Below are 23,799 nucleotides of genomic sequence, written 5' to 3' on the forward strand. Positions count from 1 at the left end.
AAAGACCGGAAGGCATCGTCATGGCCGTGGGACCCACGATCGGCTACGTGCCGGGCGTCTTCGACCTCTTCCACGTGGGTCACCTCAACGTGCTGCGCCAGGCCCGCGCCGCGTGCGACGTCCTGGTGGCCGGTGTCGTCTCGGACGACGTGTGCGAGCGGGCGAAGGGCGTGCGGCCCTTCGTGCCGCTCGGTGAGCGGATCGAGATCGTCGACAGCCTCGCGATCGTGGACGCGACCTACGCCGAGACCACCCTCGACCGCGAGGACGCCTGGCGCGAGGTCGGCTTCCACCGGGTCTTCAAGGGCGACGACTGGCGGGGGAGCCCCCGGGGCCTCGACCTCGAGCGCCGGATGGCGCCGCTCGGCGTGGAGGTCCGCTACATCCCCTACACCGCCCACACCTCCAGCACCCAGCTGCGCGCGCTGATCCTCGGCGGCGCCGCGCCACGGCCCGCCGCGAAGCCGGCCTCGTGACGACGACGAGCCCGCCGGCGCCCGCGAGGGCAGCCTCGGGCGCGCACGCCGACGACGCCGGCATCGTCGTCCGGGAGGCCGTCGAGGGTGCCCTCGTCGTCAGCTTCGACGGGCACTACGTGTTCGCGACGACGCCCGTCCGCGACGGCCGGGCGGTGCGGGGCGGGGTGCTCGTCGGGTGGCCGGCAGTGCTGGGGCCGTTCCTCACGGGGCGGACCCGCGTCCGGGTGGCCGACCCGTCCGGACGACGGGTGCTGCTCGACGAGGAGGTGCGCCTCGGCGACCCGCCCGACGAGCGCCGGATCGCCGTCGTTGACCCCCAGGGACTGCCGCTGGCCGTCGACAAGGTCGGCCACCTGTGCCGCGCGTTCTCGGCGACCGGCACCGGCGTCCGCGACGAGATCCTCGCCGGCACCCGACGCGCCATCGCCGACCTCCGCGACGGGTGCGGCGTCGCGGCGTACCTCAACTACGGCGCCCTGCTCGGCGCGGTGCGCGACGGCGCGATGATCGCCCACGACTCCGACACCGACGTCTGCTACCTCAGCACCCGGGCCTCGCCGGCCGAGGTCGTGCTGGAGTCGTACCGGATCGAGCGGGTCATGCGCGAGCGTGGCTGGAACCTGCTGCGGATGTCGGGCGGCGACATCAAGCTGCTGCTGCCCCTCAGCGACGGGAGGCAGTGCCACGTCGACGTCTTCGTCGCGTTCCGTGTCGACGGCGTCTTCTACCAGCTCGGCAACCGCAGCGGGTCGCTGCCGGACTCCGCGATCCTGCCGCTGTCGACGATCGAGCTGCACGGCGTCGAGTTCCCGGCGCCGGCGCGCCCCGAGGAGATGCTGGCCTTCGTCTACGGGCCGGGGTGGCGCGTCCCCGACCCGTCGTTCAAGTACGCCGACCCGGTCGGCGGGGTCCGCCGGCTCGACGGCTGGCTGCGCGGCTTCCGCACCGAGATGCCCGCCTGGACCGAGTTCCACCAGGCCGCCGGGGCCCGCCGGGTGCCGCGGCGCCGCTCGACGTTCGCCCGCTGGGTGGCCGGCCAGGTGCCGCGCCGCGCCGGGATCGCCGACCTCGGCGCCGGCACCGGCCGCGACGCCCTGTGGTTCGCCTCCCGCGGGCACGCCGTGCGCGCCTTCGACTTCTCGCGCGCGGCGCGCGGCCGGCTGACCCGCCGGGCGCGACGCGACGGCCTGCCGCTCGACGTCCGGCCGCTGATCCTCGACGAGCTGCGCACCGTGCTCGTCACCGGCGCCGAGCTCGCCCGTGAGCCGCACCACCTCTACGCCCGCCAGCTGCTCGGCTGCCTCGGGCCGGCCGCGCGGGCCAACCTGTGGGTGCTGGCCCGGATGGGGACCCGCAGCGGCGGCCGGCTCTTCGTCGAGTTCAGCGCCACGGAGCCGGGACGACGGCTGCCCGACCCGGCGCCCGGCGTCCTGGTCCGGCGCCTCGACGCCGACCTGGTGCGACGCGAGATCGAGGCCACCGGCGGCGTCGTCGAGCTCGAGGAGCGCGGTCCCGGCACCGACGTCTGGGACCAGCCCGACCCCGCGGTCGTGCGGATGCGGGTCGCGTGGCCCCGCCGTACCCCGCCCCCAGACCGGCCCGCCGACCCGCTCCCCGAGAGGACACCCTGATGACCAGACCCCTGGACGCCGCCGGCTCCCTCCGGGCCCGCGCGGACCTCGCCCGCGACCGCTACCGCCGGGTCCGGCGCCACCACGTCGGCCTGCGTGCCCGGATCACCGCGCTCGAGGCGGAGGTGCAGGAGAACCGGCAGCTGAACCGCCGCATCGCCGAGCTCACCGACGTCGTCGCCGAGCTGCTGCTCCCCGTCGCCGACCGCGACGACGACCGGGTGCGCGAGGCGCTCGCGGAGTACCGCCAGCGACTCTGACCCGGCTCCCGGTCCCCGCCGCGCCGGAGCGTCGTAGAACCACGTACACGGCGGTCGGTTCGTCGGGGCGCCGCCGCGCGGCGCCGCGGTCGGCACGGTCGCCCCCGGCGTGGTGTACGTGCTTGTCCGACCGGTGGCCGGGAGCCCGGCGCCGCGGGGGTCGGGTTGGACGTGCCGTGCCACCGCTCGCGCTCTATGGTCGTTCCAGCAATCCCCGGTTGGTCTGCCGGCAGGGCCCGCCTGACTTTGAATCAGGACTAGCGACGATGGTTCGACTCCATCCCGGGGAGCCGACAGCTGGTGCGTGCCCGTCCTCGCATCGCGGCGTCCCGGCGCGCGGGCTTAGAGTGAGCCGGTGCCGAGCAACCTGACTGTCATCGTCCTGGCCGCCGGTGGGGGAACCCGCATGAAGTCGAAGACGATGAAGGTGCTGCACGAGGTCGGCGGGCGCAGCATGATCGGCCACGTCATCGCCGCCGTGCAGGCCACCGAGCCGCAGCGGGTCGTCGCCGTCGTCGGCCACCAGCGCGAGCAGGTCGGCCCGCACATCCAGACGCTCGTGCCCGACAGCCTGCTGGCGGTCCAGGAGGAGCAGAAGGGCACCGGGCACGCCGTCCGGATCGCCGTCGAGACCCTCGTCGCCCACGACGGGCGCGCCGAGGGCACCGTCGTCGTCGCCTACGGAGACACCCCGCTGCTCGAGGGCGAGTCGCTGCGGGCGTTCGTGGCCGAGCACGAGGCGGCCGAGCGGGCCGTGAGCATCCTGTCCGGCGAGCTCGCGAACCCGTTCGGCTACGGCCGCGTCGTCCGCGACGAGGACGGCGACGTCGTCGCGATCGTCGAGGAGAAGGACGCGAACGCCGACCAGCGCGAGATCCGCGAGATCAACTCCGGGATCCTCGCCTTCGACGCCGGGTTCCTCCTCGACGCGCTCCCGCGGATCGGCAACGACAACGCCAAGGGCGAGTACTACCTCACCGACACCGTCCAGATCGCCCGCGACGCCGGCCTCACCGTCGGCGCATGGGCGATCGACGACGTGATGCAGACCGAGGGCGCCAACGACCGGGTGCAGCTCGCCGAGCTCGGCCGCGAGATGAACCGCCGGATCGTGACGCGGTGGATGCGCGCGGGGGTCACCGTGATGGACCCCGCGACGACCTGGATCGACGCCGGCGTCGTCCTCGCGCCCGACGTCACGATCCTGCCCGGCACCCAGCTCCTCGGGCTGACCGAGGTCGGCGAGGACGCCGTCGTCGGGCCCGACACCACGCTCAAGGACTGTGAGGTCGGCCCTGGCGCGCGCGTCGTCCGCACCCACGGCGAGCTCGCCGTGATCGGCGCCGAGGCGTCGGTCGGTCCGTTCTCCTACCTGCGACCCGGCACCAGGCTCGGGGCCCGCGGCAAGATCGGCGGCTTCGTCGAGACCAAGAACGCCGACATCGGCGACGGCGCCAAGGTCCCGCACCTGTCGTACGTCGGCGACGCCGAGATCGGCGAGGGCACCAACATCGGCGCCGGCACGATCTTCGCCAACTACGACGGCATCGCCAAGCACCGCACCAAGATCGGCCGGCACGCCAAGACCGCGAGCAACAACACCTTCGTCGCCCCGGTCGAGGTCGGCGACGGCGCCGCGACCGGCGCCGGCTCGGTGGTCCGCCGCGACGTCCCGCCCGGCGCGCTCGCGGTGAGCAGCGGACCGCAGCGCAACCTGGTCGGCTGGGCGATGCGCCGACGTCCGGGGACGGACCAGGCGGAGGCCGCCCGCGCTGCACTGGCAGAATCAGCGGCGGCGGACGACCAGCAGGCCGACCCGCCGCCCGGCCACTAGCTCGACCGGCCCCCCGGCCCGACGACTGGCTCGACGAACGAGGAGCACGCGTGATCGGCATCCAGAAGACCACCGAGAAGAACCTCATGGTCTTCAGTGGACGGGCCCACCCCTCGCTCGCGGCGGAGGTCTCGGAGATCCTCGGGACGCCGATCGTGCCGACCGCGGCCTACGAGTTCGCCAACGGCGAGATCTACGTGCGCTACGAGGAGTCGGTGCGCGGCTGCGACGCCTTCGTCCTCCAGAGCCACACGGCCCCGATCAACGAGTGGATCATGGAGCACCTGATCATGGTCGACGCGCTCAAGCGCGCCTCGGCCAAGCGGATCACCGTGGTGATGCCGTTCTGGGGCTACAGCCGCCAGGACAAGAAGCACCGCGGCCGTGAGCCCATCTCGGCCCGCCTGGTCGCCGACATGTTCAAGACCGCCGGCGCCGACCGGATCATCGCCGTCGACCTGCACGCCGACCAGCTCCAGGGCTTCTTCGACGGCCCCGTCGACCACCTGATGGCGCTGCCGGTGCTCACCGACTACATCAAGAGCGCCTACGGCGGCCAGCAGCTCGCGATCGTCTCGCCCGACGCCGGGCGGATCAAGGTCGCCGAGCGCTGGTCGGCCCGCCTGGGCGGAGCCCCGCTGGCCTTCATCCACAAGTCGCGCCGCACCGACCGACCCAACGAGACCGTCGCCAACCGCGTCGTCGGCGAGGTCAAGGGCCGGATGTGCATCCTGACCGACGACATGATCGACACCGGCGGCACCATCGTGAAGGCCGCCGAGGCGTTGTTGGAGGACGGCGCCGCGGGCGTCGTGATCGCGGCCACCCACGCGATCCTGTCCGACCCCGCCGTCGACCGGCTGAAGAACTCCCCGGCCATCGAGATCATCGTGACCGACACGCTGCCGATCCCGCCGGAGAAGCGGTTCGACAAGCTCACGGTGCTCTCGATCGCGCCGCTCGTCGCGCGCGCCATCCGCGAGGTCTTCGAGGACGGCTCCGTCACCTCCATGTTCGACGGCCACGCGTAGGAGGCCTGCGCGGGACGAGCAGGGCTCCGCGACACCACCGAGGAACCGGGTCGCGACCCGCGTGCCGGGATCCACGGACGGTCGGCCTACGGTCGGTGCCGTGAACGACGTCCACCGGTCCTGGCAGCGCGTCGCGTTCGCGATGTTCGCGGTCGGGTGGGGCGCCAACCAGTTCACGCCGATGCTGCTCGCCTACCGCGAGGAGCTCGGGATGTCGACGCAGACCCGGGCCTTCCTGTTCGGGGTGTACGCCGCGGGCCTGGTGCCGGCGCTGCTGGTCGGCGGTGCGGCGTCCGACCGGTGGGGACGGCGGGCGCTCGTGCTGCCGGCCGTGGTGCTCTCGCCGCTGGCCAGCGTGCTGCTGATGGTCGAGGAGGACTCGACGCTCGGGCTGTGCGTGGCCCGGCTGGTCGCCGGTCTCTGCTCCGGGGTCGTGTTCAGCGCGGCGAGCGCGTGGGTGGCCGAGCTGACCGAGCGCTCCGGCGACCAGGCGCCCGGGACGGCGGCGCGGCGGGCCGCGATCGCGCTGTCGGCCGGCTTCGGGGTCGGTCCGCTCGTGACCGGGCTGGTCGCCCAGTGGGCGCCGGAGCCGCTGGTGACGCCGTACCTGCCGCACGTCGTCCTCGGCGTGGTGGCGGCCACGCTGGTGCTCCGGGTGCCCGAGACGCTCCCGGACCGCGGGGAGGCCGAGCCGCGAGCGCTGCTGCGGCTGCCGGCGGTGACCCGCGGTCGACGGTTCCTGCTCGTGGTCGCCCCCTCGGCGCCGTGGGTCTTCGGCAGCGCGGCGATCTCGATCGCGTTCCTGCCGGGCGGCCTCGGCGGCGACCCGCCCGGACAGCTCGCCTTCGCCGGCGTCCTGGCCGGGATCACCCTCGGGACCGGCGTCGTGGTGCAGGGGTGGGCCCGCCGGCTCGACGACCGCCGTCCCCTGCTCGCGGGCGAGGTCGGGCTGGTCGCCGCCGCCCTCGGCTGCGCGATCGGCGTGGCCGCCCTGGTCGCCGACGAGCGGCTGCTGCTCCTGGGCGCCGGGCCGGTCCTCGGCGCCGGGTACGGGATGGTGCTGGTCTCGGGGCTGCGGGAGACCGAGCGGCTCTCCGCGCCCGACGAGCGCGGCGCGACGGTCGCGGTCTTCTACGCGCTGACCTACCTGGGCTTCGCGGCGCCGTACGCGCTGGGGGCCTTCGGTGGGGGAGCGGCGGCGCTGGCCGGGGCGGTCGGCGTCGCCGTCCTGTGCCTCGCGGTCGTCAGCGCCGGTCGTCGAGCGCGTCCTCCCAGGCGCGTCGCAGGATCGAGCTCCTGACACCGGCCGCGCGGGCCTCGACGGCGTGGAGCTGCGCGGCCGTCAGCGCGACGGCGGGGAACGCGTGGCCGACGGCCTGCGCGAAGGCCTGGCCGCGCTCGGCCAGCGCCGGCGCCTCGTCGAGGTAGCGCTCGACGTACGGCGCCAGCAGGTCGGCCTGCTCGACGTCCCAGAGCCCGGCGGTGACCGCGCCGAAGCGACGGTTGGCGACGCCCGGCTCGGTGGCGGCGGCCCAGGCGGCGTCCTTGGCCTCGGGCGTGGGTCGCGCGGCCAGGGCGCGCGCGGCCCCCAGCTCGCCGTCGACGGTGCCGTCGCGACGCCGCTCGGCCTCGACGAACGCCGCGTCGGCCCCGCCGATCGCTGCGAGCCGGGCGACCACGCGCCACCGCAGGGCGGCGTACCAGGCGAGGCGGCCGTCGGCGTGGTCGACGCCGTCGGCGTCGAGCCAGCCGGTGAGCAGGTCGACGTCGCGGCTCGTGGAGGCCAGGGCCTCGACGAAGGTGAGCCGGAGCTCGTCGGTGGCCGCCGCGGCGAGCCCCGCCGCGAACGTCAGGGCGAGGCCGTCCACGGCTGAGGGCACCGCCTCGGCCGGCACCCGCTCGGGCAGCACCGAGGTGAGGGTGCGGCTGACGACCGACGTCACGATCATCGGGTGCGTCTCGCCGGGCAGGTGCCGGGCGACGACGCCGAGGTAGGTGAGCGGGTCGATGCGCCGGGTGCGGACGCCGTCGAACCACTGGCCCCAGACGACGGCGCGGGCCAGCGGGTCCTCGAGGCGGCCGAGGCCGGTCGCGAACGCCTCCATCGACGCCTCGTCGAGGTCGACCTGCGCGTAGGTCTCGCTGCCGACGTTGGGGAGCACGACCCGGCCGGCCCAGCCCTCGAGGCGGACCGGCTCGTCGGCCAGGTCGACCACCCGGGTGTCGAGCGGCGTCAGCGCCCCGTCGGCGGCGTCGTAGGAGGCCACGCGGAGCCGGTGCGGCCGGCTGCCGACGCGGCGCAGGACCGGGGTCGCGTCGTCGCCGCGCTCGACGCGGATCGTGTCGAACCCGCTGGTGCGCAGCCAGGCGTCGGCCCAGGCGACGGCGTCCCGGTCGGACGCCGCGTCGAGCGCGGCCACGAAGTCGGCGAGCGTGGTGTTGCCGAAGGCGTGCCGCGAGAGGTAGCCGTTGACGCCGTCGAGGAAGGTGTCGTCGCCGAGCCAGGTGACGAGCTGGCGCAGGCTGGCGTTGCCCTTGGCATAGCTGATCATGTCGAAGTTGGTGGCCGCGGCGTCGACGTCCGGCACGTCCTCGGCCGCCGGCGCGACCGGGTGGGTCGAGCGGCGCGCGTCGGCCCGGTAGGCGGCGACCTTGCGCGTCGTCTCGAAGCCGACGAGCAGGTGTGGGTAGCCGGCCGCGGCCTCGGCGACCCGGTAGCCCATGTAGTCGGCGAAGCTCTCCTGCAGCCAGGTGTCCTCCCACCACGTCATCGTCACGAGGTCGCCGAACCACATGTGCGCCATCTCGTGGGCGATCGTGGTGGCCCGTGAGGCGCGCATCCGCTCGGGCAGGACGCCGCGGGGGAGGTACTCGTCGCGGTAGGTCACGCAGCCGGGCGTCTCGAGGGCGCCCCAGTTCTGCCCCGGCACGAAGGCCTGCTCGTAGGAGTCGAACGGCATCGGCTCCGCGAACAGCCCGGCGTAGTGGTCGAAGCAGGCCTGCGTCGTGCGGCGCAGCTCGTCGAAGTCGCGGTCGAGCTCGGCGGCCAGCGACGCCCGGGCGTGCCACGCGAACGGCAGGCCGGCGTGCTCCCACCTGCGCGAGTGCCAGGGGCCGGCACACACCACCCACATCGCCACCGGGATCGGCCTGGTGGTCGCGAACGTCCAGCGGCCCGCGGCCGGGTCGTGGCCGGTCACCCGGCCGTTGGCGACCACGGTCCAGCTCGGGTCGGCGGTCACCGCGAGCGTGACCGGCGCCTTGAGGTCGTTCTGGTCGAAGCAGGCGAAGACCTTCTGGGCGACGTCCATGCCGAGGTACGCCGAGACGTACGTCGCGCCGTCGGCCGGGTCGGTGAAGGTGTGCATGCCGTCGCCGTCGGTCACCAGCGGGACCCGCGCGCTCACCACGACCTCGTGGGTGCCGCCGAGCCCGCCGAGGTGCAGCCGCCTGCCGTCGTACGCCGGGTCGACGGTGCGGCCGTCGAGGGACACCACGACGTCGGTGGCCGCGGTCAGCTCGAGGAACGTCGTCGGGGCCGAGCAGGTGAAGCCGATGCGGGCGACCAGCCCGAAGTCGCCGCGCGCGGGGTCGGTGAGGTCCAGGTCGAGGTCGTAGGACACCTCCGAGACGGCGGCGGCACGGGCACGGGCTTCGTCGAGGGTCAGGCTCACGACACGACTCTAGGACTCCGGGGCGCGCCGGGACCCGGGTCGGCACGCGGGGCCGACTCCGGCAGGAGGTCCCGGGGGCCGGTCGATTGGCGGGCCGAGGCGGGCGTCGCGTAGGGTTCCCTGGTTGCCTCGGCGAGGGAGTGGATGCTCCGTGATCGACAGGGCCGGCTGAACTCAGAGACTTGAGCGCCGCGCTGTCGCGCGGAGCTCGTCGCTCCCGGAGCCGGGCCCGCCGACCTCGACGCAACCGTCGACACACCCAGCGAACGCCAGGAGTCCAGCATGTCCGACACCGAGAAGATCCAGGCCGAGAGCCGCACCGAGTTCGGCAAGGGCGCGGCCCGCCGCATCCGCCGCGACAACAAGGTCCCCGCGGTCATCTACGGCCACGGCAACGAGCCGATCCACGTCACCCTGCCGGGCCACTCGACGATGATGGCGCTCAAGCGGGGCGGCGCGAACGCGCTCCTCGAGCTCGACATCGACGGCACCAGCCAGCTCGCGCTGACCAAGCAGATCCAGGTCGACCCGATCCGCCGCACGCTCGAGCACATCGACTTCGTCGCCGTCCGCAAGGGCGAGCGGGTCACCGTCGACGTCCTCGTGCACGTCGTCGGCGAGGCCGGCCCCGACACCCTCGTGGTCACCGAGAACAACTCGGTGCAGGTCGAGGCCGAGGCGACCAACATCCCCGAGAGCATCGAGCTCAGCATCGAGGGCCTCCCGGCCGGCACGCAAATCCTCGCCTCCGAGCTGGACCTGCCCGCGGGCACCACCCTGCTGGTCGACGCCGACACCCTCGTCGTCAACATCACCGAGCAGATCAGCGCCGAGGCCCTCGAGGCCGAGCTGGAGGAGGCCGAGGCCGAGGCCGGCATCGAGCGCGAGGAGTCCGACGAGGAAGCCGCCGAGAGCGCCGAGGCCGAGGCCGCCGCCGAGGGCGACGCCGAGGGCGCTTCCGACTCCGAGTGACCCCGCCGAGCGTCCCGCACCGGACGACCGGCACTGCATGACCCGGACGACGATCGCGCGGCTCAGGTGGTACCTGGGCCGCGCGATCTCTCCCACCACCGCTGGTGTCCCGACGAATCCCGAGAAGGACGACGACATGTCTGACGTCTGGCTGGTCGTCGGGCTCGGCAACCCCGGTGAGAAGTACGCAGGGCACCGGCACAACATCGGCTACCTCGTCGTCGACGAGCTGGCCCGCCGCCTCGGCAGCCCGTTCCGGGCCCACAAGACCGGCCGTGCCGAGGTGGTGGAGGGCCGCGTGGGTCCGACCGGGACCGACGCGCCCCGGATCGTCCTGGCCCGTCCGCGCTCGTACATGAACGAGGTGGGCGGGCCGGTCAAGGCACTGGCGAGCTTCTACAAGGTCGCACCCGACCGGATCGTCGCGATCCACGACGAGCTCGACATCGCCTTCGGCACCCTCCGGGTCAAGCTCGGTGGGGGCGACAACGGCCACAACGGTCTCAAGTCGATGCGCTCGTCGTTCGGCACCGGCGACTTCTACCGCGTCCGCGCCGGGATCGGCCGGCCGCCCGGCCGGCAGGAGGTCGCCGACTTCGTGCTGTCGAACTACTCCTCGACCGAGCGCAAGGAGCTGCCCTTCCAGGTCGACTCCGCCGCCGACGCCGTCGAGACCCTCGTCTCCGAGGGCCTGGAGAAGACGCAGCAGCAGTTCAACAGCTGACCCGCGGACGCGGGTCCCGCACCCCGGCACCGACCCACGACGTCGTGCGCCGGGTCACCGCGCCGGCCCCTCGAGCGGCCGGCGCGGGACCCGACCCGCGCGCGTCGGCTCAGCGCGCGTAGACCCGGAGGGCCGCCACGGTCATGGTGGAGGTGCGCCAGGCCGGCGGGATCGGGCCGCCGAGCTTCGCCCCGGCGCCGTCCCCGACCTGGAACGTCACGCGCGGGTACCAGGCGTCGGCGAGGGCGTCCCACTGTCCCGCGCCGGCGTCCGACTCGAAGGCTGCCTTGGTGATCTGGTCGACGAGCCGGCCGTCGACCCAGATGGTGAGCGCCTGGGCGGTCTTCTCGAACCGCCACAGGTGACGCCCGTCGAAGCGGTTGGCGAAGGCGGCCTTGGGCAGGCCGACCATGGCCTGGCCCATGTTGTAGCCGGAGCCCAGCGACCCGGTACGGATCATGGTCGACTTCATCTCCAGCTTCTTGCCGATCTGCGAGCCGCAGTACTCGAAGAAGTCGAGCTCGCCCTGGCCTTCTCCTGCCGGCCGGGCCCACAGCGACGGGAACATGCCCGAGCCCAGCCCGTCCAGGGTCACGTCGGCCTCCAGCGCGAACGTGTCGGGCATGCGGACGCCGCGCATCTGGACGTCGGCTGAGTAGATGCGCGCGCCCTCCGACTCACGGGTCGCGGTGACGGTCAGGCCGCGGGTGTCCCAGACGGCGTTGTCCCGACGGTTGTAGCTCTGGTCGGTGTTCCTGACGCCGGTGGTGTACGCCGTGCCGCTCGGCTCACGGGTCAGGTCGAGGTCCTGGAGGAGTCGCCAGCCGGTGGTGCCGCCGTGGCTGCCGGGAGGCACGGGCGGCTCGCCCGGGGTGGGCGGGACGGGCGGGGTGGGCGGGACCGGCGGGACCGGCGGCACGGGGTTGCCGGGTGCGGCGACCCAGGACACCGCGCCCACCTTCCAGGGCTCGCCCGCGAGGTTCCGGTACCGGATGGCCACGGATGCGCCGGCGACGTCCGTCGTGTAGAGGTAGTTCCGCACGAGGTAGCTGCCCTGCTTGCTGCTCGAGCTCAGGACGCCCGCCGCGGCCGTGACGGCGTAGACCTGACGGTGGGTCAGCCCGGGCTTGAGCTTCGCGAACTCCGCACGCGTCACGGTGCCGTGGGGACCGGCGGCCGGGATCCACCTGATCGCGCTCGTCCGCCACGGGGCGCCGCCCCGCCGCTGGAAGTCGATCTCGACCGACGACTCCTGCGCGCTGCTCGCGTACAGCGCACGGTGGTTGCGCCGGTCGTTCTGGTCCCAGCGGGCGACGACCGCCCCCCTCGCCGAGGTGATGGCGCGAACCTCTCGTCGGCTGAGGCCGGGCCGGAGCCGGTCGAACTCGGTCTGGCTCACCGAGCCGCGGTCGGCGCCGGCCCGAGCAGGGGCGGGGGACGCCGACTCCCGGGCCGTGGCGCCGCCGGCGACGGCGGACGTCAGGAGAGCCGCCACGGTGGCGGTCGCGAGCACGGCGCGGGACGTCAGGCGGGGGAACGCGGGGCGGGAGGGGGCGTGGGGGGTCTCGGGCACGAGCAGGTCCTCAATCTCGGGGGGAGAGATAGTGCGACCAAGGAGGGCGAGTCGGGAGTGGGGCTCCGATGTCGACCAGCAGTGGCCCGCCACCGGGGGGGATGGCGCGTCTTCTTCTTCGGCACCCGGGGGGGATGACTGAAGGGTTGGATGCGCCGCGGTTGCGGTTCAACTGATCCGTACGTACCCGGAGGACGGGGGGACATGCGGTCGGCCGATGATCCGACCGTAACCGGGCCGGACGCCGAGATCAGTGTCGCCGAGGCAAAATCGGGCGAATGCGGGTCACCTGGGACTGGTGGGACTGCTGGTTCGGGAGGGAGGGGTGATCTGTCTCACACGGAGAGGCGGGGGAGCCAGACGTCGTCGACGACCTGGCGGGTCCCGCGGATGTTCGTCGCACTCGAGGCGCCGAAGACGACCGACTCGATCTTCGGGAACTGGGCGATCCACTCGAAGGCCTCCTCCGGGCCCAGGGCCCCCGAGGCGTAGACCGACATCGCGACGGCCCGGAACTCGCGCTCGTCCAGTGCCTCGCGGTAGGCCTCGATCCCGCCGCACATCCGGAAGCCGAGCTTGTTCATGTTGCTGCAGACGATCGGGTTGAGGACCTCGACGCGGTCGAGAGCGTCCAGCAGCCGAGGGAGGTTCATCGTGATGTAGCCCGGCTCCGCGCCGTAGCGGGTGCGCACGTGCCTGGCGAAGATCGCGAAGGCCTCGTCGAACCCGAGTCCGAGGAGCAGGTCCACCACGACGTTCTGGAGGAAGATCACCGGGGTGGTGACGCCCTGGAACATCGCCATCTCGGCATCGACGAGCATGGTGACGAGGCTCTCGACGTCCTTCGTGGCCAGCGCCCGTCCGCCGCGCAGGGCGGTGGAGACCAGACCCTCGTCGGGGAGGAGGCGACGCACGGCCTCCAGCGGCCCGTGCTCCGTCACCGCGTTGGCGTACTTGTGGGCGTACGGCATGCACGGGTAGAAGACGAAGCCCGGGTAGTCGTCGGGGCGCGCCCGGACGCGGTCGACGATCTGGGCGACGCGCTCGTGGGTGGTGCACATGAACGTCCTGATGCCCTCGGCCTGCGCGCTGTCCAGCACCCCCATCACGGACTCGAAGTCCTGGAAGCGCATGGCCTGGGCGCGCGCCTTCTCCTCCGACATGTGGTTGACCCCGAAGAACTGGTTGTCGCCGAAGAGCAGGCGATCCATGACGTGGTCGGTGGCTGGAGTGGTCATCGGACGGCCTTTCGGGTGGACCTTGCTCGTGCGATGCGGGCACGTCCGGACGCGACGGTGTCGCCGAGGAGCACGCGAGCGCGAGCCGACACAGCGGCGAGCCTCTGTCGTCGCGCGTCAGCGGGGGACGGCCGCCGGGCGGTGTGGCCGGGGGCGTCGCCGGTGCCGGAACCCGGCTGCTCGGCGTCGCGGATGAGGAGCTCGATGACGCGGTCGGTGACCGCCGCCGTCTCGAAGGAGTTCTGGGCCGCCGGCTCGTCGCTCCCGAGGGCTCCGGAGGCCGAACGGACGAAGTAGTCGAGCTCGGCGCTGTACTCCTCGCCGCGCAGGTAGAACCACACCGGTGCGGTGAGCTCGGTCGTGTACTTCACGTTCCAGCCGTGCTGGTAGCCGGCAGGTGCGGGCTGGGTGTCGCGCAGGTAGACCTGGCACTCCTGGCGGTCGACGGTGATCCGGCCGTGCGTCCCGGAGAGCGTGATCCGGGTCGACATCTTCCGGTACGACTCGTCGGACCAGTTGACCGACAGCTGCGCCGTCGAGCCGTCGTCGTAGAAGAGGGTCGAGTAGACCTCGTCCTCCGTCGCGGTGGAGAAGATCTTGCCGAGGTGGGTGCCGCCCACCCGCTCGGGCGTCCCCAGGTACCAGGTGAGGAGGTCGAGGGGGTGCGCCGCGTAGTCGTAGAGGCAACCACCACCCTCGGAGCGCTGCGACCGCCACGTGGCCCCCTTGGCCTTGAGGACGACGGGGCCGTACGCCTCCGCCGTCGCGTGCGTCACCCGCCCGATGGCGCCGAGGTCGAGGAGGCGTCGGGTCTCGGCGAACGCGCCGACGAACCGGTTGTGGTAGCCGACCTGAGCCACCAGGCCCTTCTCGGCCGCGAGCTCGACCAGCGCCCTGGACTCCTCGGAGCTGAGCGTCAGCGGCTTCTCGCAGAACACGTGCAGTCCGCGCTCGAGCGCGGCGCGGACCATCGGGTAGTGCGCCTTGGTCGGGGTCGCGATCACCACCGCGTCGAGCGGGACGGCGTCCAGCATCTTCTGGTAGTCGCCGGCGGCATGCATGCCGGTGTACTTCTCGAGCACGTCGAGGACGTAGCCACTCGTGTCGCACATGGCGGCGATCGTCACGTCGGGGTGGGCGCCCAGGATCGAGAGGTGCGAGAGACCCATCTTGCCGACGCCGACGACTGCGATTCGTAGCACGGGAGCCCTCCGGTTCGGGAGCGCCAGAGGTGGAGCTCAGGAAGGAAGACTAGTCGGGGTCGGGGCCGCCCCGACGGCAGCCCGCCCGCAACCCGGCGACCACGGTCCGGACACGACACGACACGGCACGACACGGCACGACCGCGAACACGACCGTGACCAGCGCCGGCGCGCCCGCATCGTTACGCTCGGGGACCGCGTCATCGCTCACGGAGGTTCGCAGGTGTCATCCAGGCCGTCGGTCACCGCAGTCGTCCCCACGCACAACCGCCCGGAGCTGATGCGGAGGGCCGTGCAGAGCATCCTCGACCAGGACTACCTCGGCGCGATCGAGGTGATCGTCGTCTTCGACGCCTGCGAGCCCTTCCTCCCCGACGTCGAGCAGGGCCCCCGTCGCTCGGTCCGGGTCGTGACGAACACGAGGACCCGCGGGCTGGCCGGGGCGCGCAACACCGGGATCCTGGCGGCGGCGCACGACTACGTGGCGTTCCTCGACGACGACGACACCTGGCTGCCCGCCAAGCTGGGCAGGCAGATGGACCGCTTCGAGCGCTCCCCCTCGGCCATCCTGGTCGGCACGGCGATGTCCCTCGACGACGGCGAGCACACCCACGAGCGCCTGGTGCCGACCAGCCGGGTCACCCACGCCGATCTGTTGCGGGACCGGATGGCGGGTCTGCACTCGAGCACGTTCGTGTTCCGCACCGCTGCGCTGGTCGACCCCCTCGGCATGGTCGACGAGGCGCTCCCCGGCAGCTACGGGGAGGACTACGACCTGCTCCTGCGCACCGCTCTCCACGGTCCGATCGAGGTGGTCAACGAGTCCCTGGTGCGGGTGACGTGGTCCCAGGACTCCTACTTCTTCGGACGCTGGGGGGCCTACGCCGAGGGGCTGGAGTACCTGTTGGGGGCCCACCCGGGCTTCAGCGCCGATCGGATCGCGCTCGCTCGGATCGCCAGCCAGATCGCCTTCGCCCGAGCCGCGAACGGCGACCGCGCGGTCGCCCGCTCGTGGGTGTGGCGGGCGCTGCGGAGCAACCCCACCCAGGTCAAGGCGTGGCTCGCGCTCGGGATCGCCTGCCGGCTGCTGTCGGCCGGTCTCGTGGTCCGGGTCGTCCAACGCCTGGGCAAGGGCATCTGATCCGTCAGCCGGCAGCGGGACGGCGCTGAGCACGGAGGTTCGCGGCGCGGACCACGTGGTCCGCGGTCAGGTCGTCGGGGTCGACGACCACGGCGAGACCGAGCTCGGCGATCATCTCGGCGAACTCGACCTGGTGGTCGTCGATCATCTCCGCGTGCGTCGAGAGCCGCGGGAGGATCACGGGGACCCGGCCCTGCGACAGCACCGACAGCACCGAACCCACGCCGGCGTGGGTGATCACGACGTCGGAGGCGCCGAAGGAACGGTGCAGCTGGGTCGCCGGCTGCCACTGGGCCAGCAGCCCGCCGTCGTGCACGACCTCGGTGGCACCGGTCTGCCAGGTGATGTCGAGGTCGCCGAGCAGTCCGAGCACCGCGTCCACGGCCCGGCGGAACGGCCAGAGCTCGGTGCCGAGCGACACGGTCGCCGTGTGCAGGTCCCCGAGGCCCACGGGGACCGGTGTGGGCCCCACCTCGAAGGCGTCGAAGACGCTCGGCACCCGGGTCCAGCGTGGGTCGCCCCACCCGTCGCCCTGGACGAACAGCTCGGCACGGGTGAAGCGGGCAGCGAAGGCGCCCGTGCGCGACGGGCCCTTGACCCGGGTCGCGCTGTCGATGAACCAGGTCGTGCACCCCAGGAGGGTGGCCGCCACCAGGTGCGGCGAGGAGAAGAGTGCCCCGGTGCTGACCAGCAGGTCCGGCCGGACCCGGCGGTGCAGCCGCAGCGCCGCGGGCAGCCCCAGGGCGGCCTTGCGGATCTCGCCGGACCCGACCCGGGGGATCCACTCGACCGCCATGCCCTCGAGGAGCGACTCGGTCTGCGGCGTCCGACCCGTCACCCAGAAGAGGTCGCTGGTGTCGAGGTCGAGGAGGTCGACCATGATCCTCAGCTCGTCGAGGTGGCCACCGGGGGACGCCACCAGCATCGTCCTGCGCATGCTCAGACGTAGCCGTAGAACTTGAGCAGGGGCAGGCTCATGGCCGTCACGATCCTGCGCTCGCGAGCGTCCATCGCCTCGCGCCACTCGGTGTCGGGCTGCAAGCGGGTCGTCCCCGTCCTGAACCGCATCGGGTTGCCGGCCACCGAGTGCGTGGGGTGCAGCTCGACCGTGTGGTCGTCGATCATCGGCAGGACCGCCGGGGGCGGCAGGTCGAGGCGCCGCCAGACGTCGTCGATGGTGCCGGCGGCGTCCCGCACCAGGTCCTCGTACCTGATCCGCGCGATGGGCACCCCGCGGTGGGTCACCGCCGAGAGGGCGAGGTTGTGCGAGAGCCAGAGCTGGGTGCTCTGCCGGCCGGTGAGCCGCGGCATGTCCTCGGTGCCGCCGGTCTCCGGGCGCGCCACCTGCTTGGACCAGCTGAACGCCACCCCGCGACTGTCGCGCACGATGTGCAGGATCCGCAGGTCGAGCTCGTCGTGGTGGCTCAGCGCCAGGGCGGTGGGGGCCACCTTGCTCGAGTCGATGACCACCCGGGCCCCGCTGGTCTCGCGAGCTGCGCGGTAGATGTCCACGAACAGGTCGGCGTACTCCTGGGCGAGGACGTGGACCTCCGGGGCCGGGCGGCGTCGCGCCGTCCTGAGCATGCGTCGCTGGCGGTCCACGGCGTCCTTGAGGAAGGCGACGCGCTCGAGGTCGACGCGCGACCACCCGCCGAAGGCCAGCTCACCGACCTCGCTCCAGAACGGGCACGCGCTGAAGTGCTCGCCGCACGCGCACAGCTCGTCGAGTCGGACACCCCGCTCCCACAGGTGCGCCACCTCGCCGAGGACCACGACGCCGGGCATCTCGCCGAGCAGGCTCTCCAGGAGCGTCGAGCCGCTGCGGCCGGACCCCCCGATGTAGAGCACGGACGGCCGGTCCGGGCTCGAGGACGGCGAGGTGCCCACGGTCCTGCACCTGCCTCTCGAGTCCTCGGTCGTGCGCGGAGTCCCGGGGTGCGGCGTCCGCGGCTTGTGGGACGTGCGGGACTCGGTGAGGATATCGGAGGTCGCGAGCAGGGTTCCGCGATCGCGAGACCCCGACGAAGGAGCGCACGTGACGGTGGACGAGTGGCGTGTCCTGTGTCGGCGCGACCGGGCAGCGAACCGTGGCGCCCCGAAGAGCATCCTGGTGCTGACGGCCTTCCGGACCGCCCAGCTGTTCCGCTCGCGCAAGGGCCCGGTCTGGCGGCTGTCCTACCTGGTGGTGGCGAGCTGGTACAAGCTGCTGACGGAGTGGGTGCTCGGGGTCGAGATCCCGGTGGCCACCCGGATCGGCGCCGGACTCAGCCTCCAGCACGGGATCGGGGTGGTGATCAACCCGCACGTCGTGATCGGCGAGGACGTGATGATCCGGCAGTCCGTCACCCTCGGCAACCGCCGCTCGACCGACGACTGCCCGGTGATCGGGCGTGGTGTCGAGCTCGGCGCCGGGGCCACGGTCATCGGTGCGGTCACCGTCGGCGACTACGCCAAGATCGGCGCGGGCGCCGTGGTGGTCAAGGACGTGCCCGCCCACGGTGTCGCCTACAGCCCCACGATCATCGAGTCGCGCCCGGCACCGCGTCAGGCCCCCGGTCGCCCGGGCCAGCAGGGGAGCCCGTGACGGGCGCGGCTCCGGGCGAACGCAGCAGCACGGCGGCGCCCACCACCATCACGGGCAGGCCGTACGGGACCACGCCGTAGTACGCGAGCTCGACGACGCTGACGAGCATCATCGCGTTCAGCGCGAGCCCCAGCGCGTCGGTGCGTCTCATCGAGACGACGAACGCCCACAGGAAGAAAAGGATGAAGGCGGCCGTGGCGATCACCCCGTTCGACACCAGGATCATCCAGAACTGACCCTGGGTCCCGATCGCCGGCTCGTTGGGGTTCTCCGACGGGATGGGCAGGCCGTAGCCGATCCACGGCGAGCCCGGGACCGCCTCGAGGGAGCGGTCGTAGAGCGAGGCGCGCGTCGAGGTGCCGTCGGCCTGGAGGCGGGTGTCCAGCCGCTCCTGCACCGGGAGCGCGAGGAACACGCCGGCGGCGACGACGCCGATCGCGACGAGCGCGAGCAGCGCCCTCACCTTGCCCTGCACGGCCAGCCGGACGGCGCAGTAGACCATCGCCAGGCCGAGCCCGATGAACATGCCGCGGTTCAGGGTCAGGAAGGCGGGCACGAGCGAGACCGGCACCGAGACCGCCAGCAGCCACCACCAGGGGCCGCGACGCCGCGCGCCGAGCAGGTAGGCCACGACGACCGGGAGGATCAGTGAGTAGACGCTGCCCCAGTTGTTGGTGAAGAGGAACGGGGCGCTCGGCCGGGGCGCGATGTCGAGGAAGGACGTCGGGGAGTACTGCGTGAACCGGCGCACCACCATGTGGTTGACCAGGTCGTTGGAGACCAGGCCGCCCCCGACCCGGCTGAGCACGTAGTACAAGGGGGTGCGGAGCTCGCCCTCAGGGTGCAGCACCCCGAGGTAGCCGCCGGCGACCGTCGTGAGCCAGTAGGCGCTCAGGCACGCGGCGACGAGTCGTTCGCCGATGGTGTGCCGCGCGTTGAACACGTAGACCAGCACGACGGTGCAGGCCAGGTAGACCGACGACCGGTACCCGTACTCGACCAGGTTGCCGAAGGTGGGTTCGACCCGCGTCGCGGAGGCGGCCACGAACAGCAGGAAGACCAGCCACAGCCCGAAGCCGACCGGCACCAGGACCCGACGCTGCACACCGAGGTAGGCCGCCATCGGCACGGCGAGGACGATCCACACGAGATCGGCGAGGCCGAGGAACCACCACAGCGGGAACGGCACGAACATGGCGACGAGCGGCCACGCGGGCAGGCGCGCGCCGACCAGCGGCCGCGGCGACGATCGATCGTCGCCACTGTGGCTGCCGGGCAGGTCGGTCGTGAGCGTCATGGGGCGGGGAGACGTTCTGTCTGGAGCGGGGGGGACGCTGGCTATCCTAGGCGGGCGGCACGCGCTTCCGTGTCGTCTCGACTCCGCTTGGGGGACCCATTGAGCACACCAGCGGCCGCCGAGACCTCGTCCTTCGAGCTCGGTAGCTACCTGCGGACCCTTCGTCGGCGGTGGCGGGTGGTGGTCGTGGTCACGATCCTCGGTGTCCTCGTCGCGGCGGCGTACCTCGAACTGCGCCCGCGGGAGGTGACGGCGACGTCGGTCGTCAACCTGAACGTGGTGTCCGACCAGCTCTTCAGCAACCAGCGAGCCGCGTCCACCCTCATCGACACGCAGACCGAGGCCCAGCTGGCCCGGTCCTCCGCCGTGCTCGACGACGCCGCCCGGGCGATGGGCTCCGAGGTGTCCGGGAGCCGGCTGCGCGGACGCACCACCGTGGAGATCCTGCCGCTGTCCACCATCGTGCGGATCTCGTTCGCCGCGCCCAACCTCGACGACGCCGTCGCCGGGGCGGACGCCATCGCCCAGGCCTACCTCGACGAGCGCTCGGGGTCGGCCCAGGCCAAGATCTCCGCGGCGACCGACCGGCTCGAGGCCGATCGCGCCGACCTGCGGACGCAGCTGATCGAGGCGAACACGCTGCGGTCGAACGCCGAACCGGGCACCCCGGCCGCCATCCAGGCCGCCAGCGACGCGGAGCTCATCAACCTCCAGCTCCCGGCCCTCGTGGAGGAGATCAACGGTCTCCGAGGCGTCGACACCAGCGGGGGCGAGGTGGTGAGCGGCGCCGGTGACAACGGCGCCATCGTCACCCCGGCGCGCGACGTGACCCTGGTGACCGGGGCCGTCGTCGGCCTCATCCTGGGGTTGATCCTCGCCCTGGTGGCCAACCGACTGGACCGTCGGGTCTACTCCGTCGAGCGGCTGCGGGCGAGCGGCGGTGGCATCGTCCTGGCCACGCTGACGAGCTCGGAGGCCACGATCCCCGTGCGCGGGACGGACCACGACGCCTTCCAGAGCCTGCGGGAGCGACTCCTGGCTGCCGTGCCGGAGCGGTCCGTGCTCGCACTCATCGACCTGACGACGTCCGGACAGCCGTCCGACGTCGGGGTCAACCTGGCGCTCACCTTCGCCGAGGCCGGCCGTGCGGTCGAGCTCGTCCACACCGACCGCACGGTCGAGCTGATGAACACCATGAAGGTCCAGCTCAGGCTCAAGCGGGTGCCGGCGGCCAAGAGCCCGCCGGTGAAGGGGTGGTCGTCGTGGCAGTCGGCCCGCGTGCCCGAGCTGGTCGTGCGGGTGCCCGAGTCCACCGGTGACGGCGGCGCCTCGGCGGCCGCCCTCGGTGAGCTGCTCGCCCACCCCGCCAACGAGGACGCCCTCACCCTGGTCTACCTCCCGGCGGACGCCTCGCGGTCCCTGCGTCTTGCCGCAGCGCGCGTCGGGCACTCGATCATGCTGGTGGTCAGCCGGATGGGCACCCGGCTGCGTGCGGTGAGCGTCCTGGCCGACGAGCTCCAGGCGGTCGACGCCGTCGTGTACGGCAGCCTGGTGGTCCCCACCAAGCGGCGTCTCGCCGTGGACCAGGCGGAGCCGACCGACGACGTGACCAGCGACGCCGCCGGCGAACTCGCCGGTCGCGCGACCAAGGGCTGAGGTGACCGAGGGGGGCGGCGCGCCGGACCCCCGGCTGTCGGCCGAGGTCCGTCCCGACGGCTCGGACGCCCCGCAGGTCGGTGAGCTGGGCCGCGCGGCCCGGGGTGGCCTCGTGACCCTGGTCGGGGCGGTGGCGAGCTCGGCCCTGGGGTTCGTCTTCAGCGTCCTGCTCGCTCGGGAGCTCGGGGCCGTCGGGGCCGGCGTGGTCTTCCAGACCGTGGCGGTGTTCACCATCGCGCTGAGCCTGGTCAAGCTGGGTCTCGACACGGCCGCGGTGTGGCTGCTGCCCCGGCTGGTCCAGTCCGAGCCCGCGGCGCTGCGCGCCGCGGTGCTCGCGATGCTGGTGCCGGCGCTCGGTGCCGCGGTGGTCACGACCGCGGCGTGGTTCGCCGTCCGGCCGCTCCTCCTGGGTGGTGCGGTCTCGCCGACCGTGGTCGACAGCGTCTCGCTCGCCTCCTGGTTCCTGCCGGCCGCGAGCGTGATGACCGTGGCCCTCGCGGCCACCCGGGCCCTGGGTGGTGTCCTCCCGTTCACCCTGATCGGCAACGTCGCGGTGCCGTTGCTGCGGCCGTTGCTGCTCGTCGTCCTCGCCGCCGGCGGCGGGGCCGTGCTGGGCGGGGTGACGAGCTGGGTGGCCCCGTGGCTGGGGGGCGCGGCCGCCGCGCTCGTCGTCCTGCACCGCCAGCTCGACCGTCACGGCGCGTCGGGATGGGTCCTGCGGCGCGAGCTCCGGCGGCGGATCGCCCGGTTCGCCCTGCCCCGGACCCTGGCGTCGGGTCTCGAGCAGACCGTCGTCTGGCTCGACGTCATCCTGGTGGGCGTGATCCTCGGCTCGGCGGAGGCCGGGATCTACGGGGCGGCGTCCCGGTTCGTGAGCGCCGGGGTGATCATCGCCACCGCCCTGCGCATCGTCGTCGCGCCCCGCTTCAGCGCTCTCCTGGCCCGGGAGGAGCTCGGCGCCGTCGAGGAGCTCTACCGGGTGACGGCTCGCTGGATCCTCCTGCTGGGCGCCCCCGTCTACGTCGTGCTCGCGGTCTTCGCCCCCACGGTCATCTCGTGGCTGGGCCCCGGGTTCGAGGACGGCGTGCCCGCGACCGTCGTGCTGTGCTGCGGGTCGATCGTGGTCCTGGCGGCCGGTAACGTCCAGGCGCTCCTGCTGATGAGCGGTCGCAGCGGGTGGAGTGCGTTCAACAAGCTGCTCGTGGTGGCGTTCAACGTCACCGGCAACGTCGTCCTCCTGCCCCGCTACGGCATCACGGCGGCGGCCGTCACGTGGGCGGCCAGCATGGCGCTCGACACGGTGCTGGCGGCCTACCAGGTGCGCCGCGCGGCCGGGGTGTCCGTCGCGGCCGGCGCGATCCTGCGGACCCTGGTGGCGGTGGTCGCGACGGTGGCGGCGCCGGCCCTCGCCGTGGTGGCGGTCGCCGGGCAGGGCCTGGCGCAGCTGGTCGTCGCCGGGGTCCTCGTGCTCCTGCTCCTGGGTGCCTACTGCCGGCTCGACCGCCGTCGCCTGCGGCTCGACGAGCTGGTCGGTCTGTCCCGGGGCCGCTCCAGGTCGCCCGGTGCTCGCTAGCATCTCGCCCATGGTGTCGTCCACGAGCCTCAAGGACCGCTCGCCGCAGTGGGTCCGTCAGGCCGCGCGCGGGTTGACGCGCGGGGCGGGCATGGTGACGGCGTCGCGACGGGGCGTGCCCGACTACTTCGTCATCGGGGCGAAGCGGGGCGGCACGACGTCCCTGTTCCGCTATCTGCGCATGCATCCCGGGGTCATCGGTCTCTTCCCACGCTCGCGCGAGACCAAGAGCACCGACTACTTCTTCGGCGGCGCCCAGCGCGGCGAGACCTGGTACCGGTCGCACTTCTACCCGGAGGCGGTGATGGAGAGGCGCACGCGCCGGCTCGGGTACCGACCCGTCGTCGGGGAGGCGTCGCCGTACTACGTCTGGGACCCCCGCATCGCCCACCTCGCGCGGGCCGTGAACCCGGCTGCCCGCGCGATCATGCTCGTCCGCGACCCCGTCGAGCGCGCCTTCTCCCACTGGCAGGAGCGGGTCCAGAACGGCGTCGAGCCGCTGGGCTTCGCCGACGCCCTGGCGGCCGAGGCGTCGCGGACGGCCGGCGAGGTCGAGCGGATGCGCGCCGATCCGGGCTACCACAGCGACCCCCACGACTGGTACAGCTACCGAGCGCGCGGCATCTACCGACCCCAGCTGGAGAACTGGTGCACCGCCTTCCCTCGCGAGCAGCTCCTGGTCGTGCGCAGCGAGGACATGTACGCCGACGTCCAGGGGACCTTCGACACCGTCTGCGACTTCCTGGGGATCGCCCGCCACGACCTGCCGACCACGCAGCGCTTCAACGCCAGCCGGCGCCCTGCCATGCCGGCGGCGGCAGCCGCGGAGCTCTACGACTACTACGCGCCGTTCAACGCCGACCTCGCGCAGTGGCTCGGACGGCCGGTGGGGTGGGACGCGCCCCCTGCCTGAGCTGCGCCCCGGCCCGA

The 23,799-nt window shown here is 72.9% G+C and carries 20 protein-coding genes and 1 tRNA gene; 14 read left to right on the forward strand and 7 right to left on the reverse strand.

From position 1 onward, the window contains the following. Positions 1-26: 26 nt before the first annotated feature. The 7 genes from E4623_RS14410 to E4623_RS14440 all read left to right on the forward strand — a co-directional run bounded on the left by E4623_RS14410 (position 27) and on the right by E4623_RS14440 (position 6,535). Positions 27-476, forward strand: coding sequence for an adenylyltransferase/cytidyltransferase family protein (locus tag E4623_RS14410; protein WP_245155081.1), 450 nt, complete (start codon positions 27-29; stop codon positions 474-476). Then, the gene (locus tag E4623_RS14415; protein WP_134767254.1) at positions 473-2,110 is read left to right on the forward strand and encodes a class I SAM-dependent methyltransferase; all 1,638 of its coding nucleotides are present in this window, start codon (positions 473-475) and stop codon (positions 2,108-2,110) included. The genes E4623_RS14410 and E4623_RS14415 overlap by 4 nt, the downstream gene beginning before the upstream one ends. Next, positions 2,110-2,370, forward strand: coding sequence for a DUF6752 domain-containing protein (locus E4623_RS14420; protein ID WP_134767255.1), 261 nt, complete (start codon positions 2,110-2,112; stop codon positions 2,368-2,370). The genes E4623_RS14415 and E4623_RS14420 overlap by 1 nt, the downstream gene beginning before the upstream one ends. A gap of 211 nt (positions 2,371-2,581) precedes the next feature. Further along, positions 2,582-2,660: transfer RNA gene (locus E4623_RS14425), tRNA-Gln, on the forward strand. 65 nt (positions 2,661-2,725) lie between these two features. Further along, complete coding sequence (glmU, locus tag E4623_RS14430) at positions 2,726-4,204, forward strand: bifunctional UDP-N-acetylglucosamine diphosphorylase/glucosamine-1-phosphate N-acetyltransferase GlmU (protein WP_134767256.1); 1,479 nt, start codon at positions 2,726-2,728, stop codon at positions 4,202-4,204. A gap of 50 nt (positions 4,205-4,254) precedes the next feature. After that, on the forward strand, positions 4,255-5,235 hold the full coding sequence (locus E4623_RS14435; RefSeq protein WP_134767257.1) for a ribose-phosphate diphosphokinase: 981 nt from the start codon (positions 4,255-4,257) through the stop codon (positions 5,233-5,235). 100 nt (positions 5,236-5,335) lie between these two features. Continuing rightward, positions 5,336-6,535 (forward strand): MFS transporter, encoded by a 1,200-nt coding sequence (locus tag E4623_RS14440; RefSeq protein WP_134767258.1) that lies wholly within the window; start codon positions 5,336-5,338, stop codon positions 6,533-6,535. Here E4623_RS14440 and pepN read toward each other — a convergent pair. Next, positions 6,480-8,909: an aminopeptidase N gene (gene pepN, locus E4623_RS14445; RefSeq protein ID WP_134767259.1), complete on the reverse strand. Its 2,430-nt coding sequence runs from the start codon at positions 8,907-8,909 to the stop codon at positions 6,480-6,482. The two genes, E4623_RS14440 and pepN, sit on opposite strands and share 56 nt — an antisense overlap. 282 nt (positions 8,910-9,191) lie before the next feature. Here pepN and E4623_RS14450 point away from each other — a divergent pair, with 282 nt between their 5' ends. Next, positions 9,192-9,881, forward strand: coding sequence for a 50S ribosomal protein L25/general stress protein Ctc (locus E4623_RS14450; RefSeq protein ID WP_134767260.1), 690 nt, complete (start codon positions 9,192-9,194; stop codon positions 9,879-9,881). A 136-nt stretch (positions 9,882-10,017) separates the two neighbouring features. Next, complete coding sequence (gene pth, locus E4623_RS14455) at positions 10,018-10,605, forward strand: aminoacyl-tRNA hydrolase (RefSeq protein ID WP_134767261.1); 588 nt, start codon at positions 10,018-10,020, stop codon at positions 10,603-10,605. Between the two features lie 109 nt (positions 10,606-10,714). Here pth and E4623_RS22685 read toward each other — a convergent pair whose 3' ends face one another. The 3 genes from E4623_RS22685 to E4623_RS14475 all read right to left on the reverse strand — a co-directional run bounded on the left by E4623_RS22685 (position 10,715) and on the right by E4623_RS14475 (position 14,618). Beyond that, complete coding sequence (locus tag E4623_RS22685) at positions 10,715-12,178, reverse strand: family 16 glycosylhydrolase (RefSeq protein WP_167736635.1); 1,464 nt, start codon at positions 12,176-12,178, stop codon at positions 10,715-10,717. A 335-nt stretch (positions 12,179-12,513) separates the two neighbouring features. Beyond that, complete coding sequence (locus tag E4623_RS14470) at positions 12,514-13,416, reverse strand: hypothetical protein (RefSeq protein WP_209020701.1); 903 nt, start codon at positions 13,414-13,416, stop codon at positions 12,514-12,516. Further along, positions 13,413-14,618: a Gfo/Idh/MocA family oxidoreductase gene (locus E4623_RS14475; RefSeq protein ID WP_134767264.1), complete on the reverse strand. Its 1,206-nt coding sequence runs from the start codon at positions 14,616-14,618 to the stop codon at positions 13,413-13,415. The genes E4623_RS14470 and E4623_RS14475 overlap by 4 nt, the downstream gene beginning before the upstream one ends. Positions 14,619-14,841: 223 nt before the next feature. On the opposite strand from E4623_RS14475, the gene E4623_RS14480 reads away from it, so the two are divergent. Further along, complete coding sequence (locus E4623_RS14480) at positions 14,842-15,759, forward strand: glycosyltransferase family 2 protein (protein ID WP_209020702.1); 918 nt, start codon at positions 14,842-14,844, stop codon at positions 15,757-15,759. A 4-nt stretch (positions 15,760-15,763) separates the two neighbouring features. On the opposite strand, the gene E4623_RS14485 is transcribed toward E4623_RS14480, so the two are convergent. Beyond that, positions 15,764-16,696, reverse strand: a complete 933-nt coding sequence (locus tag E4623_RS14485; protein ID WP_134767266.1) for a glycosyltransferase — start codon at positions 16,694-16,696, stop codon at positions 15,764-15,766. 2 nt (positions 16,697-16,698) lie between these two features. Beyond that, positions 16,699-17,646: a sulfotransferase gene (locus E4623_RS14490; RefSeq protein ID WP_209020703.1), complete on the reverse strand. Its 948-nt coding sequence runs from the start codon at positions 17,644-17,646 to the stop codon at positions 16,699-16,701. A 148-nt stretch (positions 17,647-17,794) separates the two neighbouring features. On the opposite strand from E4623_RS14490, the gene E4623_RS14495 reads away from it, so the two are divergent. After that, positions 17,795-18,343 carry a hypothetical protein gene (locus E4623_RS14495; protein WP_209020704.1) on the forward strand — a complete coding sequence of 183 codons (549 nt, stop codon included), beginning with the start codon at positions 17,795-17,797 and terminating at the stop codon, positions 18,341-18,343. On the opposite strand, the gene E4623_RS14500 is transcribed toward E4623_RS14495, so the two are convergent. Beyond that, the gene (locus E4623_RS14500) at positions 18,279-19,640 is read right to left on the reverse strand and encodes an O-antigen ligase family protein (RefSeq protein ID WP_134767269.1); all 1,362 of its coding nucleotides are present in this window, start codon (positions 19,638-19,640) and stop codon (positions 18,279-18,281) included. The two genes, E4623_RS14495 and E4623_RS14500, sit on opposite strands and share 65 nt — an antisense overlap. 99 nt (positions 19,641-19,739) lie before the next feature. On the opposite strand from E4623_RS14500, the gene E4623_RS14505 reads away from it, so the two are divergent. Genes E4623_RS14505 through E4623_RS14515 form a run of 3 tightly spaced genes read left to right on the forward strand, consistent with a single transcriptional unit; the run spans position 19,740 to position 23,782 of the window. Beyond that, a complete protein-coding gene (locus E4623_RS14505; RefSeq protein ID WP_134767270.1) occupies positions 19,740-21,296 on the forward strand; it encodes a Wzz/FepE/Etk N-terminal domain-containing protein in 1,557 nt (518 codons plus the stop codon). Position 21,297: 1 nt separating this feature from the next. Continuing rightward, entirely contained in the window at positions 21,298-22,869 is a 1,572-nt protein-coding gene (locus tag E4623_RS14510) for an oligosaccharide flippase family protein (protein WP_134767271.1), read from the forward strand. A 10-nt stretch (positions 22,870-22,879) separates the two neighbouring features. Beyond that, positions 22,880-23,782 (forward strand): sulfotransferase, encoded by a 903-nt coding sequence (locus E4623_RS14515; RefSeq protein WP_134767272.1) that lies wholly within the window; start codon positions 22,880-22,882, stop codon positions 23,780-23,782. The last annotated feature ends 17 nt before the right edge of the window (positions 23,783-23,799 follow it).

The organism is Nocardioides sp. 1609 (assembly GCF_004522105.1).
In the GTDB taxonomy this organism is placed as follows: Bacteria; Actinomycetota; Actinomycetes; order Propionibacteriales; family Nocardioidaceae; genus Nocardioides.